This is a genomic window from Micromonospora sagamiensis, assembly GCF_014680085.1.
GTDB classification, from domain to species: domain Bacteria; phylum Actinomycetota; class Actinomycetes; order Mycobacteriales; family Micromonosporaceae; genus Micromonospora; species Micromonospora inyonensis.
This window is the reverse complement of sequence record NZ_AP023438.1, coordinates 5508054-5524161: the sequence shown is the minus strand read 5'-3', so window position 1 is coordinate 5524161 and position 16108 is coordinate 5508054. Positions and strand designations below refer to the sequence as shown.

The following is a 16108-nucleotide window of genomic DNA, read 5'->3' as shown; positions in this document are numbered from 1 at the left end:
GCGCCGGCTGAGCGCGCGGCCGGGTCACGACCGGGGTCAGCCCACCGGGGCCGGGGTACGGGTCGGCGCGACAGCCGGCGCGAGCCTGCCCCGGCGGTGGGCCCACCGCTCGAAGGCCAGCGTCGCGAACGGCGGGACCGCGCAGGCCAGGGCCACCAGCGTGATCCCCCAGCCCCACCGCTGCCGGCGGGCGACCAGCAGCGCCAGCAGGCCGTACGCCATGAAGAGCGCGCCGTGGACGGGCCCGAAGATCTGCACGCCGATCTCGTTGCCGGGTGGCCCGTACTTGACCGCCATCCCGACCAGCAGGCCCAGCCAGGAGCACGCCTCGGCGATGGCCACCACCACGAACCACCGGGTCACCTTGTCGCGCACGTGCTCTCCCCTCTCGTGTCGGGCAATGTTAGGGGCCGCAGTGGGTACAACGAACCACGGGTGACCGGCGGCGCGAGCCGGATCACGTCGAACGACGGTGGACGGGAAAGGGACCTCCGACCTCTTCCCCGCGCCGCCGGCACGTGCGAGGTTGAAGACACCAGCGGTGACAGGGTGGTGACCCATGGGAGAGGACGTCGGGGTACGGAACTTCACGCGGGAGGACCGGGCCCGGTACCGGGAGAAGGTCCGTCGCTGTCTCGACGTCTTCGCCGAGATGCTCCGGGAGTCCCGGTTCGAGTCAGAGCGCCCGACGACCGGGCTGGAGATCGAGCTGAACCTGGTGGACGACCGGTCGATGCCGGCGATGCGCAACGCCGACGTGCTCGCCGCCATCGCCGACCCGAGCTTCCAGACCGAACTGGGCCAGTTCAACGTGGAGATCAACGTCCCGCCCCGACGGCTCGCCGGCAACGGCACCGCCGAGTTCGAGGAGACCGTCCGGGCCAGCCTGAACGCGGCGGAGGAGAAGGCCCGGACGGTCGGCGCGCACATGGTGATGATCGGGATCCTCCCGACGCTGCGGCCGGAGCACCTCACCGGCGAGGCCCTCTCCGCGAACCCCCGCTACCGGCTGCTCAACGAGCAGATCTTCGCCGCCCGGGGCGAGGACCTGCCGATCGCGATCAGCGGCGTGGAGCGGCTGGCGACCACCGCCGACACCATCACCCCGGAGGCCGCCTGCACCAGCACCCAGTTCCACCTCCAGGTCAGCCCGGCCCGGTTCGCCGACTACTGGAACGCCGCCCAGGCCGTCGCCGGGGTGCAGGTGGCCCTCGGGGCCAACGCGCCGCTGCTGTTCGGCCGGGAACTGTGGCGGGAGACCCGGATCCCGCTGTTCGAGCAGGCCACCGACACCCGGGCCGAGGAGATCAAGGCCCAGGGCGTACGCCCCCGCGTCTGGTTCGGGGAACGCTGGATCACCAGCGTCTTCGACCTGTTCGAGGAGAACGTGCGCTACTACCCCGCGCTGCTGCCGATCTGCGACCCGGAGGACCCGGCCGAGGCGCTCGCCGCCGGGGAGGTGCCCAAGCTGGCCGAGCTGCGGCTGCACAACGGCACCATCTACCGCTGGAACCGACCGGTCTACGACGTGTTCCGGGGCCGGCCCCACCTGCGGGTGGAGAACCGCGTCCTGCCCGCCGGGCCGACCGTGCTGGACACCGTCGCCAACGGCGCGTTCTACTTCGGACTGGTCCGGGCGCTCGCCGAGTCGGACCGGCCGCTGTGGTCGCAGATGTCGTTCAGCGCGGCCGAGGAGAACTTCCAGAGCTGTGCCCGGCACGGCATCGACGCGCAGGTGTTCTGGCCGGGGCTGGGCTACCTCCCGGTCACCGAGCTGGTGCTGCGCCGGTTGCTGCCCCTGGCCCACCACGGCCTGGACCTGTGGGGGCTGGAGCCGGCGGAGCGGGACCGGCTGCTCGGCGTCATCGAGGGCCGCTGCCTGACCGGACGCAACGGCGCCACCTGGCAGGTGGCCACCCTGCACCGGTTCGAGGCCGAGGACCACGTGGACCGGCCGGAGGCGCTGCGCCGGATGCTCGGCCACTACGTCGACCTGATGCACAGCAACCGGCCCGTCCACGAGTGGCCGCTGCCCTGAGCACGCCCGGAGCGGGGGTACGCGACGAGAGACGGACGACCCGGACGCCGCAGGGTGGACGACCGGGGACGGCCGGCGTCACCAGGGGGACGGGTCGTCGCGGAGCCGGCTGTAGAGATATCCGTCGCGCCACTGGCCGGCCCGGAACTCACAGGCCCGGACGACGCCCTCGAACTGGAAACCCGCCCTGGTCAGAGCCGCCTGCTCGGCGACGTTCTCCGGCTGGGTGCCGGCCTGGACGCGCTGGACCGGAGTGTGGCTGAACAGGTAGTCGCAGAGCATCGCCTGCGCCCGCCAGCCCACGCCACGCCCCCGCCACTCGGGCAGCAGGGCGATGCCGATCTCCCAGTGCCGGGCGGACCCTCCGTAGGAGCCGGCCAGGAAACTGACGAACCCGGCCGCCACCCGTCCCCCGTCGCCGGCCCCGCCGGCGTCCGCCGGCTGGTCGTCCGACGCGTCGTCGGGTTCCCTGCCCGGCCGTCCACGGTCGACCTCGACCGTCAGCCGGCCGTCGTCCGCGCCGAGGTAGCCGTCGGCGGCGAACCGCCGGGCCGGCTCTCCGGCGTCCCGGAACCCGGCCCAGTCCGGGCCGATCAGCCCCGGCTCGGTGAGGAACCGGCGGAACATGGCCAGGTCGGCCTCGACGACCGGGCGGAGCCGGACGCCGAGCCAGCCGGAGCCGCTCACCGGGCGTGACCGTCGGCCGCCTGGAGCACCTGACCGGTGCTCCGGCGCGCCTGACGGGAGGCGGGGAAGACCATGCCGCCCATCCTCGCATCCGGCAGGGCCGGGCCGGGACCGGTGGTCACAGGGCGACGATCGCCGCCGTCTCGGGGGGCAGTTCCACGCCGTCCCGCATCACGGTGACGCCGGTGCCGGTGGCGAGCAGCACCTGCCGGACCACGCCGGGCAGGTTGACCCGCTGTGCCTTGTCGGCCAGGTTCGCCACCACCAGGCACTCCCCCCGCCGTACGACCAGGAACCGGTCGCCGTGGCGGACGTCGACCCGGTCCAGGCGGGGGTCGGAGAGGTCGGGCCGGGCCTTGCGCAGCGCGATCAGCCGGCGGTGGAACTCCAGCATCTCCCGGTGCTCGGGCTTGTCCAGTTCCGCCCAGTCGAGCCGGGACCGGGCGAAGGTCTCCGGATCCTGCGGGTCGGGGACCTCCCCCTCCGGCCAGCCGTGGGCGGCGAACTCCCGCCGCCGGCCGGTGGCGACCGCGGCAGCCAGCTCCGGCTCCGGGTGGCTGGTGAAGAACTGCCACGGGGTCCGGGCGCCCCACTCCTCTCCCATGAACAGCATCGGGGTGAACGGCGCGGTGAGCAGCAGCGTCGCGCCGACCCGCAGCAGCGCCGGGGAGAGCGTGGTGGAGATCCGGTCACCGGTGGCGCGGTTGCCGATCTGGTCGTGGTTCTGCAGGTACGCGACGAACCGGTGCCCCGGCACCCGCTGCCGGTCGACCGGCCGCCCGTGGGTGCGGTCACGGAAGCTGGACCAGGTGCCGGCGTGGAAGAACGCCCCGGTGAGTACCGCCTCCAGGCAGTCCAGCGAGCCGAAGTCGGCGTAGTAGCCCTGCCGTTCCCCGGTGAGCAGGGTGTGCAGGGCGTGGTGGGCGTCGTCGTTCCACTGCGCGTGCAGCCCCGTGCCGCCCGCCTCGCGCGGGGTGATCAGCCGGGGGTCGTTCAGGTCGGACTCGGCGATCAGCGACAGCGGTCGCCCCAGGTGGGTGGCGAGCGACTCCACCTCGACGGCCAGGTCCTCCAGCAGCGGCACCGCCCGGTCGTCGGCGAACGCGTGCACCGCGTCCAGCCGCAGCCCGTCGACGTGGTAGTCGCGCAGCCACATCCGCACGCTGTCGACGATGTAGCGGCGTACCTCGTCGGAGTGCGGCCCGTCCAGGTTGACCGAGCGCCCCCAGGTGTTGCTGCCCTCGGACAGGTACGGCCCGAACAGCGGCGCGTACGCCCCGGAGGGGCCGAAATGGTTGTAGACGACGTCGAGGATCACCCCCAGTCCCCGGCGGTGCGCCGCGTCGACCAGCCGCTTCAGCCCGTCCGGGCCGCCGTAGGCGTGATGCGGCGCATACCAGCACACGCCGTCGTAGCCCCAGTTGTACTCGCCGTTGAAGGCGTTGACCGGGAGCAGTTCGATCAGGTCCACGCCGAGGTCGACCAGGTGGTCCAGGCGGTCGATCACCGCGTCGAACGTGCCCTCCGGGGTGAACGTGCCGACGTGCAGCTCGTAGAGGACGCTGCCGGGCAGCTGCCGGCCGGTCCACGCCTGGTCCCGCCACTCGAAGGCGGCGTGGTCGTAGACCCGGCTCGGGCCGTGCACCCCCGCCGGCTGCCAGGGCGACCGCGGGTCGGGCAGGGCGCGGTCGTCGTCGTCGAGCAGGAACGCGTAGTCGGTGCCCGGACCGGCGTCGGGCACCTCGGTCCGCCACCAGCCGCCCGGCGCGGCGGCCATCTCCTGGTCGCCGCCACCGTCGACCCGCAGCCGGACCCGCTCGGCCTGCGGTGCCCACACCGTGAACTCGGTCATCACGCCTCCCCGGACCCGGTGGGAGCCAGCAACGCGACGGGATAGGTGCCGAGCAGGTCGCTCAGGGACACCCGAGGACCAGCGTAGACCCGCCCGGTGAACAGCTCGGTCATCTCGTGAACGGAAAGCGACACGCTCGTGTCCCCCCAACCGCCCCGCCGGCCCAGCCCGACCGGAAGCCGGGTGGCCACCGCGAGCGCGCCGCCGGTGTCGAAGCAGACGGCGTGCGCGGCGGCCGGCCCGTGTGCCGGCACCGGCCGGTGGTCCCCGAAGCACTCCGGCCGGTCCCGGCGCAGCCGCAGGGTCCGGGAGACCACCAGCAGCTTCGCCGCGCCGCCCGCGTCGACCGGGGGCCGCCAGCCGGCGTCGAGGCGGGCCAGCAGGTCCCGGCGGACGGCGAAGTCGACCGGACGACGGTTGTCCGGGTCGACCAGGGAGTTGTCCCACAGCTCGGTGCCCTGGTACGTGTCGGGGACACCGGGCATGGCGAGCTGGACGAGCTTCTGCCCCAGCGCGTTCGACCAGCCGGGCCAGGTGATCTCCTCGGCGAACCCGCTGATCGAGGCGTGCAGTCCCGGGTCGTCGTACATCCGGTCGACCAGGGCGTGCAGGGTCCGCTCGAAGACCGGGTCCGGGTCGGCCCAGCTGGTCGAGGCGGCGGCTTCCCGGGCGGCCTTCTCCACGTACGCGTGCAGCCGCTCGCGTTCGATCGGCCAGGCGCCGACCACGGTCTGCCAGAGCAGGTGGGCGAAGGCCGGGTCGGGCAGCGGCGCCTCGGTCATCCACCGGTCGACCTGCTCGGCCCAGCGGTGCGGCAGCTCGGCCAGGACGGCGAGCCGGGCCCGCACGTCCTCGCCGCGCTTGGTGTCGTGGGTGGAGAGCGTGGTCATCGCGGCGGGCCAGCGGCGCTGCCGGTCGACGGCGAAGCGGTGGAACTCCTCCGGCGGGGTGCCGAAGTGGACCGGGCTGCCGCCCACCTCGTTGAGCGCGACGAACCGGCTCCACCGGTAGTAGGCGGTGTCCTCCACCCCCTTGGCCATCACCGCCCCGGTGAGCTGCGGGAAGCGTTGGCCGAGTTCGTCGTCCGGGTCGCGCAGCCGGGCGGTGAGCGCGTCCAGGGCGGCGGTCAGGTCGGGTCGGCGACGGCCGGCCTCGGCGCGGGCGGCGGCGAGGTGCCGGGCGCCCTCGGGCGGGTAGCCCCGGTAGACCGGGAAGCAGGCGGTCAGTTCGGCCAGGGCGGCGCGGGCGTCCGTCGGGTCGACCTCGGGGGCGAGCGCGGCCAGCCGGGTCAGCTCGGCGGCGAGCAGCCGGGTGGCGGCGGCCAGCTTGGTGGCGTGGATCAGCTCGGGCCAGGAGGTCGTGGTGCCGGTCAGCCGGGTGTCCAGGGCGGTGAAGTCGCCTTCGGCCCGCCCGTCGACGAAGAGACCGCAGACCGGGGCGAGCGCCTCGTAGCCGGTGGTGCCGTCGACCGGCCACTCCGGCAGTTCCTCGCCGTACTCGAGGATCTTCTCCACCACGAGCCAGGCTGCGGGGGCGGCGGCCCGGAGCCGGGCCAGGTAGGCGGCCGGGTCGCGCAGCCCGTCCGGATGGTCGACCCGGATGCCGTCGACCTCCCCGGCCGCGACCCAGCGGAGGACCTCGGCGTGGGTGGCGTCGAAGACCTCCGGGTCCTCCACCCGCAGCCCGGCCAGGTCGGAGACGGCGAAGAAGCGCCGGTACGTCAGCTCCGCGTCGCCGCGCCGCCAGGAGACCAGCTCGTAGTGCTGCCGGTCGTGGGCCTCGCGCGGGCTCCCGTCGCCGGTGCCGTCGGCGATCGGGAAGCGGTGCTCGTGGTAGCGCAGCTCCCCATCGACGAGCTTGAGGTCGCCGAGGGCGTCCGGGGTGTCGGCGAGCACCGGCAGCAGCAGCCGGCCGGCGTCCCAGTCGATGTCGAACCAGCGTGCGTACGCCGAGTCGCGTCCGCGCCGCAGCACGTCCCACCAGGCCGGGTTCGCCTCCGGCCGGGCCACCCCGGCGTGGTTGGGGACGATGTCCACGACCAGACCGAGCCCGGCGTCGCGCAGCGCGGCCACCAGCCGCCGCCGGGCGGCCTCACCGCCGAGTTCGGGGTTGACCGCGCGGTGGTCGACCACGTCGTAGCCGTGCGCGGAGCCCGGCGTGGCGGTCAGCAGCGGCGCGCTGTAGAGGTGGGTGACGCCCAGGTCGGCGAGGTAGCCGGCGAGGCCGGCGGTGGCGTCCAGGTCGAAACCGGGGCGGACCTGCACGCGGTAGGTGGCGCCGACGCGACGGCCGGGCGGCGCGCCCTCCGGCGACGTCGCGGGGCGTTCGGGGGTCAGCGACATCAGACTGTCCTCTCCAGGACCACCAGGGAACGGTCCGGCACCCGCAGGGTGCCGGCCGCGCCGACCACCGTCGTGCCGTCCGGGAACGGAGCGGCGGTGCTGATCACGCACTGCCACTTCTGGCCGAACTCCCCTCCGGGGAGGGTGAAGTCCAGCGGGGCGTCGTGGGCGTTGAAGCAGAGCAGGAAGGAGTCGTCGCGGTGGCGCTGGCCGTACTGGCCGCGCTCCCGGATGCCCTCGCCGTTGACGAAGAGGGTGACCGCGCGGCCGAAGTCGTTGCCCCAGTCGTCGCCGTTCATCTCCCGTCCGTCCGGGGTGTACCAGGCCAGGTCGGGCAGGGGCTGTTCGGCGGTCCGACCGCCGACCGGCAGCCCGGTGAAGAACCGGCGGCGGCGGAACACCTGGTGCCGGGCCCGGAAGTCGGTGAGCGTCCGGACGAAGTCCAGCAGCTGCTCGTCGACGTTCTCCCAGTCCACCCAGGCCAGCTCGCTGTCCTGGCAGTAGGCGTTGTTGTTGCCGTGCTGGGTGCGGCCCAGCTCGTCGCCGTGGCCGATCATCGGCACGCCCTGGGAGAGCATCAGGGTGGCCAGGAAGTTGCGCCGCTGCCGGGCCCGCAGGGCGAGCACGCCCTCGTCGTCGGTGGGGCCCTCGACGCCGCAGTTCCAGGACCGGTTGTGGCTCTCGCCGTCCCGGTTCTCCTCGCCGTTGGCCTCGTTGTGCTTGTCGTTGTACGCCACCAGGTCGGCGAGGGTGAACCCGTCGTGGCAGGTGACGAAGTTGATGCTGTGGAACGGCTTGCGCCCGTCGTCCTGGTAGAGGTCGGCGGAGCCGGAGATCCGGGAGGCGAACTCGGCCAGGGTGGCCGGCTCGCCGCGCCAGAAGTCCCGGACGGTGTCCCGGTACTTGCCGTTCCACTCGGTCCAGACCGGCGGGAAGTTGCCGACCTGGTAGCCGCCGGGGCCGACGTCCCACGGCTCGGCGATCAGCTTGACCTGGCTGACCACCGGGTCCTGCTGGACCACCTCGAAGAAGGTGGAGAGGCGGTCCACCTCGTAGAACTCCCGGGCCAGGGTGGCCGCGAGGTCGAAGCGGAAGCCGTCGACGTGCATCTCGGTCACCCAGTACCGCAGCGAGTCCATGATCAGCTGGAGTGAGTGCGGGCTGCGGACGTTGAGGCTGTTGCCGGTGCCGGTGTAGTCGACGTAGTAGCGCCGGTCCTCCTCCGAGAGGCGGTAGTAGCTGGGGTTGTCCACGCCCTTGAAGCTCAGCGACGGCCCGAGGTGGTTGCCCTCGGCGGTGTGGTTGTAGACCACGTCGAGGATCACCTCGATGCCGGCGGCGTGCAGCGCCCGCACCATGCCCCGGAACTCCTGCACCTGCTGGCCGAGGTGGCCGAGCGCGGAGTAGCCGTGGTGCGGGGCGAAGAAGCCGATGGTGTTGTAGCCCCAGTAGTTGCGCAGGCCCATGTCGACCAGGCGGTGGTCGTGCACGAACTGGTGCACCGGCATCAGCTCGATCGCGGTCACCCCGAGGCGGGTCAGGTGCTCGATCATCGGCGGGGAGGCGATCCCGGCGTACGTGCCGCGCAGTTCCTCGGGGATGTCCGGGTGCCGCATGGTCAGGCCGCGCACGTGCGCCTCGTAGATCACCGAGTGGTGGTACGGGGTGCGGGGCGGCCGGTCGTTGCCCCAGTCGAAGTACGGGTTGACCACCACCGACTTGGGCATGAACGGCGCCGAGTCCGCCTCGGACATCCGGTCCGGCTCACCCAGCTCGTAGTCGTAGATCGAGGCGTCCCACCGCACGTTTCCGTCGATCGCCTTGGCGTACGGGTCGAGCAGCAGCTTGTGCGGGTTGCAGCGCAGCCCGTTCCCCGGGTCGTACGGCCCGTGGACGCGGTAGCCGTACCGCTGCCCCGGCTCGATGCCCGGGAGGTACGCGTGCCAGACGTGGGCGTCGACCTCGCGCAGCCGGACCCGCCGCTCGGCGCCGGTGTCCCACTCGTCGAAGAGGCAGAGGTCGACCGCCTCGGCCACCTCCGAGAAGATCGCGAAGTTGGTGCCCATCCCGTCGTAGGTGGCCCCCAGCGGATAGCGGTCACCCGGCCAGACCTGCATGTCGCTCCTTCGGGCATGGTTCGTCGGCGGCGTCGCAGGCGGAGCCTGTCGGCGCGCACGCCGGTATTGCCCCGCCGCACCCCGCGCCAATCCACCCGGTCAGCCGAGTGTCCCGAATACACCCGGACTGCGCGGCTTAAACCGTCAGGTGTCCCTCGTCACCTTCTGCCCGCTCGGGATGCGAGTTCCCGGTCCATGCCTTTTCCTTGGTGCGGGCGCGCGCGACCCGCGCGTCCGCACCCGGCCGTTCGGCCCCACCACCATCCGCCTTCCGCCGCCATCGACGTCGGCGTGTGCCCTCCTGCCTGGACGGAGAACCACTGTGACGACCCCGCGGGTCGGCGACCTCGCGAGCCCCTCGGACCGGCCCTGCCGACCCACCCTCACCTCCCGCCCTGCGATCCCGCAGCCCGCCGGCTCGACATCCCGTCCACGCCGGATCCTGATGCTCTCCTGGGAGTACCCGCCGGTGCTCGTCGGCGGCCTCGGCCGCCACGTGCACGCCCTGTCGGTGGCCCTGGTCGCCGCCGGGCACGAGGTCACCGTCGTCACCCGCCACGCCGAGGGCGCGCCGCTGGAGGAGTACGCCGACGGGGTGCGGATCGTCCGGGCGGCCGAGGACCCGGTGACCTTCCCGCTGGCCACCGGTTCGCTGCTGGCCTGGACGATGGCGTTCAACCACACCCTCACCCGGGCCGCGCTGCGCGCCGCCGAGTCCGGCGACTACGACGTCGTCCACGCCCACGACTGGCTGGTCGCACACACCGCGATGACCCTACGCGAGCACCTGGACGTGCCGCTGGTGAGCACGATCCACGCCACCGAGGCGGGACGGCACCAGGGCTGGCTGCCGGAGGAGATGAACCGCACCATCCACGCGGTCGAGCACTGGCTCAGCAACGAGTCCGGCCGGGTGATCGTCTGCTCCGGGTACATGCGCGACGAGGTGACCGGGCTGTTCGGCGTACCGGTCGGACGGGTCGACGTGGTGCCCAACGGGGTCGAGCCGCACCGCTGGAAGGCCCCGGTGGCGGCGGTGGCCGCCGCCCGCCGGCGGTTCGCCGGGGACGGCCCGCTGGTCACCTTCGCCGGCCGGCTGGTCTACGAGAAGGGCGTGCAGCACCTCCTCGCCGGCCTGCCCCGGCTGCGGGACCGGCATCCGGGCCTGCGGGCGGTGATCGTCGGCGACGGCCCCTACCGGGGTGAGCTGGAGGCCGAGGTGCACCGGCTCGGCCTGGGCGGCACGGTCAGCCTGCCGGGCTTCCTCGGCGGCACCGACCTGCCCGCGGTGATGGCCGCCTCGGACTGCTTCGCGGTGCCCAGCATCTACGAGCCGTTCGGCATGGTGGCGCTGGAGGGGGCGGCGGCCGGCGCGCCGCTGGCGGTCGCCGCGACCGGTGGCCTCGCCGAGATCGTCGAGCCGGGGGTCACCGGCATGACCTTCCGCCCGCAGGACCCGGAGGGGCTCAGCGAGGCGGTGCACGCGCTGCTGTCGGACACCGAGCGCGCGCGGGTCCTGGCCCGCCGCGCCCGGGCCATGGTGCACGAGCAGTACGGCTGGGCGGCGATCGCCCAGCGGACCGCCGCCACCTACGCCACCGCCATCGCCGGGTCGTCGTCCTTCACCACCGAGCAGGCCGGCCTGCGGATGGCGATCGGCCGCCCGGCCGCGCCGCCGGTGCACGAGGGCAACCTGCTCGTCGCCGCCGGCCTGCGCTGAGGTGGATGCAGGGGTCCCCTGCTACCGCTTTTTGGCGAGCAGGGGACCCCTGCAACCACCCACCCCAACCACCCACCCCAACCACCCACCGCAACCACCCACCGCAACCACCCACCGCGAGCGCAGAGAACGCGACGGGCCGCCAGCCCCCGGAAGGGGGTGGCGGCCCGTCGCGTGCGGGGTCGGAAACGTCAGCGCTCGTCGCGCGGCACGTAGGCGCGCTCCTCGGCACCGGTGTAGAGCTGCCGCGGGCGGCCGATCTTGGTCTCCGGGTCGCCGATCATCTCGCGCCACTGGGCGATCCAGCCGGGCAGCCGACCGAGCGCGAAGAGCACGGTGAACATCTTGGTCGGGAAGCCCATGGCCTTGTAGATCAGGCCGGTGTAGAAGTCCACGTTCGGGTAGAGCCTGCGGGAGACGAAGAAGTCGTCGGCGAGGGCGATCTCCTCGAGCTGCATCGCGAGGTCGAGCAGCGGGTCCGGCTTGGCCATCCGGCCGAGCACGTCCTGGGCGGCCTTCTTCACGATGGCGGCACGCGGGTCGTAGTTCTTGTAGACCCGGTGACCGAAGCCCATCAGCTTGACGCCGTCGGCCTTGTCCTTGACCTTCCGCACGAAAGACTGCACGTCGCCGCCGTCGGCCTGGATGCGCTGGAGCATCTCCAGCACCGCCTGGTTGGCACCGCCGTGCAGCGGGCCGAAGAGCGCGTTCACGCCGGCCGAGACCGAGGCGAACAGGTTGGCGTTGCTGGAGCCGACCAGGCGGACCGTCGAGGTCGAGCAGTTCTGCTCGTGGTCGGCGTGCAGCACGAAGAGCATGTCCAGCACGCGGGCCATCACCGGGTCGACGTCGTACGGTTCGGCCGGCACGCCGAAGGTCATCCGGAGGAAGTTCTCCACGTACCCGAGCGAGTTGTCCGGGTAGAGCATGGCCTGTCCGATGGACTTCTTGTACGCGTACGAGGCGATGGTGGGGACCTTGGCCATCAGCCGGACGGTGGACATCTCCACGTGCTCGGCGTCGAACGGGTCCAGGCTGTCCTGGTAGAAGGTGGAGATCGCGCTCACCGCCGAGGAGAGCACCGCCATCGGGTGCGCGTCGCGCGGGAAGCCGTCGAAGAAGCGCCGCATCTCCTCGTGCAGCAGCGAGTGCCGGCGGATCCGCTGGTCGAACTCCTCGAGCTGGGTCGCGGTCGGCAGCTCACCGTAGATGAGCAGGTAGGAGACCTCCAGGAAGGAGGACTTCTCGGCCAGTTGCTCGATGGGGTAGCCCCGGTACCGCAGGATGCCCGCGTCACCGTCGATGTAGGTGATCGCCGAGGAGCAGGCCGCCGTGTTGACGAACCCGGGATCGTAGGTGACGAGCCCGGTCTCGTTCAGCAGTTTGCCCACCCGGATTCCGGCGGGGCCTTCGACCGCGGACTGCACCGGCATCGAAAGCTGCCCACCGGGGTGATCGAGCTTGACTTCCGTCATCTGTCCCTCGCTTCGCCGGCAGAATCTACGTTGAAGAAGCCTCCGCTTTTTGACGAAGGTGCCTTCGCTTTTACCGTAAACGCGTTCCCTGTGACACCGCCCGTCGTGGCTGAGCGGTGAGGGATGCGTCACCCGATTCCCTATCGGCCGACTCGGAAACCCCGTCGTGCAGGGGCGAAGGGGACGAGCGGCGGCGATCGGGCGGGTTGCGGCAGTGACGACGGATGATGAGTGGAAATCATCCGAAACCATCCCGACATCGACGGTGATCAGCCCTCCACGCGTTGCGGTCCCACCGCCGGCGGTCCGGGTTGGGTATCGATGGCCGCGACAGCGGCAGGCGACGACACGTGGGCGAAATCACTCGACCGCATCGGCCTACGCCCCCGCCGCAGGGCGGTTCGCGGGCGCGACCGCGGGCCCGTTCAGTCGACGGGGGTGAGCCGGCGCAGCGACCCGTCCGGAGCCACCCGGTGAACGTCGAGCCGGTTCGGTCCGGCCCGGAAGAGCGCGTCGTCGGTCAGCAGCGCGGCGAAGCGCCGTCCCTGCGGATCGGGTGGCACCACGGGCACGACCGCGCCGACCCGGCCGTTGACCGCCACGGCCAGCAGCGTGCCGTCGGGCACCCGGTCCCGCACGGTTCCCCAGACCATCGCGGGCAACCGGCCGGCAGCCGGGTCCACGGCGCGGAACGCGTCGAGGTTGGCCACCCGGACCGTGCCGCCGGTCGGCCGGTCGCCGACCGTGGTGCCCACCAGCGGGTGGGGCGCGGGCGGCGCCGGCGCGGGTACCCCGCCGGACAGGGTCAGGGGCTGCCCCGGCCGGTCGTAGAAGCGCTTGTCGGCGCGTTCGCGGGGCCCCTGGCGTGCCGACCGCCCGTCGACCCGCCAGGGCAACCGGACCCGGGCCAGGTCGGCCATGGTCGGCAGCAGGTCGACGTGCTCCCAGTTCCGGTCGTCGACCCGTCCGGCCCGCTGGCCGGGCTCCTTGACGAACGTCGGCACCCAGGCCACCTCGCCCGGGGACCGGCGGAGCGCGTCCAGGCCCCGGCCCTGGTAGCCGGTGGTGAAGCTGACCCCGTGGTCGGCGGTGACCACCAGCAGCGCCTGGTCGTAGAGACCGGTGGCGCGCAGCGTCCGCAGCGTCTCGCCGATCAGCCGGTCGGTGTAGCCCAGCTGGGCCAGGTGCCGCTGCCGGCCCAGGTCGGCCCAGCCGGCGCCGTCGTCCGGCAGGTCGTCCGGGGCCTCGTACCGCGCCCCGGAGGGCAGGTACGCCCACGGGCTGTGCGGCATGAGCAGGTGCAGGAAGTGCAGCGTGGGCCGCGCGGCGGGGCGCAGGCCGGCCAGGAAGCTGGTGAACCGGGCCGGCTGGTGGTCGTCCAGGCTGTCCCAGCGGAACTTCGGGTCGGACGGGGGCGGCTCGGCCGCGTCCAGTCCCGCCTCGGCGGCGGTCGGCTCCCGGTAACTCGCCTCCGGGTCGACCCGGCTCTCCACCGGTGCGACGAGCTGGCGCAGCAGGTCGACGCTGGACCGGACCAGCACCCCGAGCCCCTGCTCCGGGCCGACCGGCTGGTCGCACCGGCTCGGCGGGCAGAGTCGGGTGATGCTCTCCTGCGCGCGGACGTCGTAGAGGCCGCCGAATGCGGTGAAGAGGTTCTCCGGGTACCGGGAGTGGTGCGGGGCGTCCGGCCGGGCCGGGTACCGGCCGGTCAGCATCGCCGGCAGGGCGTAGGGGGTCCAGCCGCTGACGCCGGTGGCGTTGCGGTACCAGGTCGACCCGGCCGCCAGTTCGGCGAAGTGCGGGAACCGGGTCGCGTCGATCCGCCCGTCCGGGCCGAGCAGCGAGACCAGCGGCAGTTCGTCGAGGACGAGCAGCACCACCGGCGGGTGCCCGCCCGGTCCGGCGGCCATCCCCGCGCCCGCGTCGTCGGCGCGGGGGAGCACCACCGCCGAGGCGGGCGAGACGAGGACGAACAGGGCGACGAAGACCGGTGGCCCGACCGCCGCCGCCCGGAGCACCCGGCCGGGCGCGTGCCAGCGCCGGTGCGCCACCGCGCCCGCCACCCCCGCCGCGCCGGCCACCAGCAGCAGCGGTACGCCCCGCAGCGGGGTGACCTCCCGCCCCACCTGGACGGCGAGGAGCCCGAGCAGCAGGGTGACGAGCAGCCGGTGCACCGCCAGCCGGGCCCGGTGACCGGCCAGCCGGGCCAGCGCGCCGAGCCCGGCCAGCGCGACGGTGGGCCCCAGGACGACCAGGGCGAGCAGCGTCCCGACCTGACCGGGGGTGGCCCGGTGGAACAGGAAGAAGTCGGGGCTGCGACCGAGTGAGTCCAGCAGCGGCTGGGTGACGGCCAGGCCGACCAGGGCGGCCACCTCCAGCACCAGGCCACCCTCGGCCCGCCAGGGCGACGGCGTGCGCGCGGGTGCCGGGGCGGCGACGGCCGGGGGCGCGATCGTCCGCTCAGCCACCCACGATCCCGAGGTACAGCGTCCGGGTGCCGGAGGGCAGATCGAGCCGGCGGGCGATCCGGCACCGCGCGCCGAGCAGCCGCTCGAAGACCTCCGGACGGTAGTCCGGGAAGAGGCCCACCGGCTTGTTCGCCAGCAGCCGCCGCGCCATCGGGTCGCGGGGGTGCACGAACTCCACCACGATCCGTCCACCTGGACGGGTCAGCCCGACCAGGGCGTCGACCACCTCCGGCAGGGGCACGTTGCGCCCGATGGCCAGGTGGTGCACGACCGCGAGGGCGAGCACGGCGTCAGCGGTGGCCCGGGCCGTGAACGAGGCCCGCTCGACCCCGCGCCAGCCGCCACCCGGCGACGGGTCGGCGAGGTCCATGACCAGGGGGAGGATCCGTCGTTCCCGCTCGGCGCGCAGCCGCCGGTAGAGCCGGTCGACCACCGCCGGGTCCTCTTCGACGGCGACCACCTGGTCGGTGTGCCGGGCGGCGACGAGGGCGTACCGGCCGTCGTTGGCCCCCAGGTCGAGCACGAGCCGGGGGCGCGGCCCGGCCGCCAGCGCGGTCTCGACGAAGCGTTCCTTTCCGGCCCGGTCCTCCGCGGAGTAGCCGCAGGTGCGCTGGTAGTCGGCCCAGTGGCTCTCCGGCGGCCGGCGGTCCAGCCGGCCGACCAGCCGCTCGATGCCCCGGACGGTGGCCAGCGCCAGGTCCCGGGAGTACCCGGCGGCCCGGAGCTGGTCACGGACGTCGGTGGTGGTGGCGGTGGCGTGCCGCCGCTGCATCGCCCCGTGCAGGTGCACGTGGGTCGGTACGCCGGGCAGCAGGCGGCGTACGCCCTTGAACAGCGGCCGGAGCTGGTCGGCCTCGATGCCGTCCACGCGGGAGCGCAGCCAGGGCTGGAAGTCCACGCCAAGGTGCGCCTGGAGCAGCAGCGGATAGAGCAGCGTCTGGCAGAACTGTCGGTAGCCCGCCCAGGGTTCGCCCTCGCGGGCCGGCTCGAACGAACCCACGTCGATGAAGACCGGGGCGACGCCGCGCCACTGCACGTTGTAGGCCGATCCGTCCTTGAGGGTGAACCCGTGGGTCAGGGCGGTGCGCAGGATCTCCAGGTGCAGCAGCGCGGCGTCGCGCAGCATGCCGAACGACCACTCGTACGGGTGGGAGACGAAGGGGATCCGCTCGTGCCGCAGCACGACCGTCCAGGGCGTGCCGGGCACCGGCTCGACCGGTGCGGTGCCGCAGACCTTGCCGGCGGCGAGCAGGGCGCGGAAGAACTCCGTGTCGGCCAGCGCCCGGTAGTCGCGGGCGGCCTGCTCGTCGAGACCGCGCAGGACGTCGCCGTCGCGGTGGAACACCTGGTTCGCCGGGTCGCGGAACGAGCCCGGCTCGGCCCGGAGCCCGGTGTCGGGGATCGTCATG

Annotated in this window: 11 protein-coding genes; 2 read left to right on the top strand and 9 right to left on the bottom strand. The window is 73.2% G+C overall.

Annotated elements, in window-relative coordinates; translation table 11 throughout:
- Positions 1 to 36 precede the first annotated feature (36 nt).
- Positions 37 to 375 (bottom strand): DUF3817 domain-containing protein, encoded by a 339-nt coding sequence (locus IGA62_RS30265; RefSeq protein ID WP_232624760.1) that lies wholly within the window; start codon positions 373 to 375, stop codon positions 37 to 39.
- 184 nt (positions 376 to 559) lie between these two features.
- Between IGA62_RS30265 and IGA62_RS24345 the strand changes: the two genes are divergently transcribed.
- Complete coding sequence (locus tag IGA62_RS24345; protein WP_145818698.1) at positions 560 to 2038, top strand: glutamate--cysteine ligase family protein; 1479 nt, start codon at positions 560 to 562, stop codon at positions 2036 to 2038.
- A 78-nt stretch (positions 2039 to 2116) separates the two neighbouring features.
- Here the strand turns inward: IGA62_RS24345 and IGA62_RS24340 are convergent, their stop codons facing one another.
- Genes IGA62_RS24340 through glgX form a run of 5 tightly spaced genes read right to left on the bottom strand, consistent with a single transcriptional unit; the run spans position 2117 to position 9036 of the window.
- Positions 2117 to 2725 (bottom strand): GNAT family N-acetyltransferase, encoded by a 609-nt coding sequence (locus IGA62_RS24340; protein ID WP_232624759.1) that lies wholly within the window; start codon positions 2723 to 2725, stop codon positions 2117 to 2119.
- Positions 2722 to 2847: a hypothetical protein gene (locus IGA62_RS30650; RefSeq protein WP_269780462.1), complete on the bottom strand. Its 126-nt coding sequence runs from the start codon at positions 2845 to 2847 to the stop codon at positions 2722 to 2724. The genes IGA62_RS24340 and IGA62_RS30650 overlap by 4 nt, the downstream gene beginning before the upstream one ends.
- On the bottom strand, positions 2844 to 4577 hold the full coding sequence (treZ, locus tag IGA62_RS24335; RefSeq protein ID WP_145818699.1) for a malto-oligosyltrehalose trehalohydrolase: 1734 nt from the start codon (positions 4575 to 4577) through the stop codon (positions 2844 to 2846). The genes IGA62_RS30650 and treZ overlap by 4 nt, the downstream gene beginning before the upstream one ends.
- Entirely contained in the window at positions 4577 to 6919 is a 2343-nt protein-coding gene (treY, locus tag IGA62_RS24330) for a malto-oligosyltrehalose synthase (RefSeq protein WP_145818700.1), read from the bottom strand. Before treY ends, treZ begins: the two co-directional genes overlap by 1 nt.
- Positions 6919 to 9036: a glycogen debranching protein GlgX gene (glgX, locus tag IGA62_RS24325; protein WP_145818701.1), complete on the bottom strand. Its 2118-nt coding sequence runs from the start codon at positions 9034 to 9036 to the stop codon at positions 6919 to 6921. Before glgX ends, treY begins: the two co-directional genes overlap by 1 nt.
- Before the next feature lie 322 nt (positions 9037 to 9358).
- On the opposite strand from glgX, the gene IGA62_RS24320 reads away from it, so the two are divergent.
- A complete protein-coding gene (locus tag IGA62_RS24320) occupies positions 9359 to 10756 on the top strand; it encodes a glycosyltransferase family 4 protein (protein WP_145818702.1) in 1398 nt (465 codons plus the stop codon).
- 191 nt (positions 10757 to 10947) lie between these two features.
- Here the strand turns inward: IGA62_RS24320 and IGA62_RS24315 are convergent, their stop codons facing one another.
- The 3 genes from IGA62_RS24315 to IGA62_RS24305 form a co-directional block, all read right to left on the bottom strand.
- Positions 10948 to 12231 (bottom strand): citrate synthase, encoded by a 1284-nt coding sequence (locus IGA62_RS24315; protein WP_145818703.1) that lies wholly within the window; start codon positions 12229 to 12231, stop codon positions 10948 to 10950.
- A gap of 425 nt (positions 12232 to 12656) precedes the next feature.
- Positions 12657 to 14684 (bottom strand): sulfatase-like hydrolase/transferase, encoded by a 2028-nt coding sequence (locus tag IGA62_RS24310; protein ID WP_232625132.1) that lies wholly within the window; start codon positions 14682 to 14684, stop codon positions 12657 to 12659.
- A gap of 7 nt (positions 14685 to 14691) precedes the next feature.
- A complete protein-coding gene (locus IGA62_RS24305; RefSeq protein WP_145818705.1) occupies positions 14692 to 16107 on the bottom strand; it encodes a class I SAM-dependent methyltransferase in 1416 nt (471 codons plus the stop codon).
- Between the last annotated feature and the right edge of the window lies 1 nt (position 16108).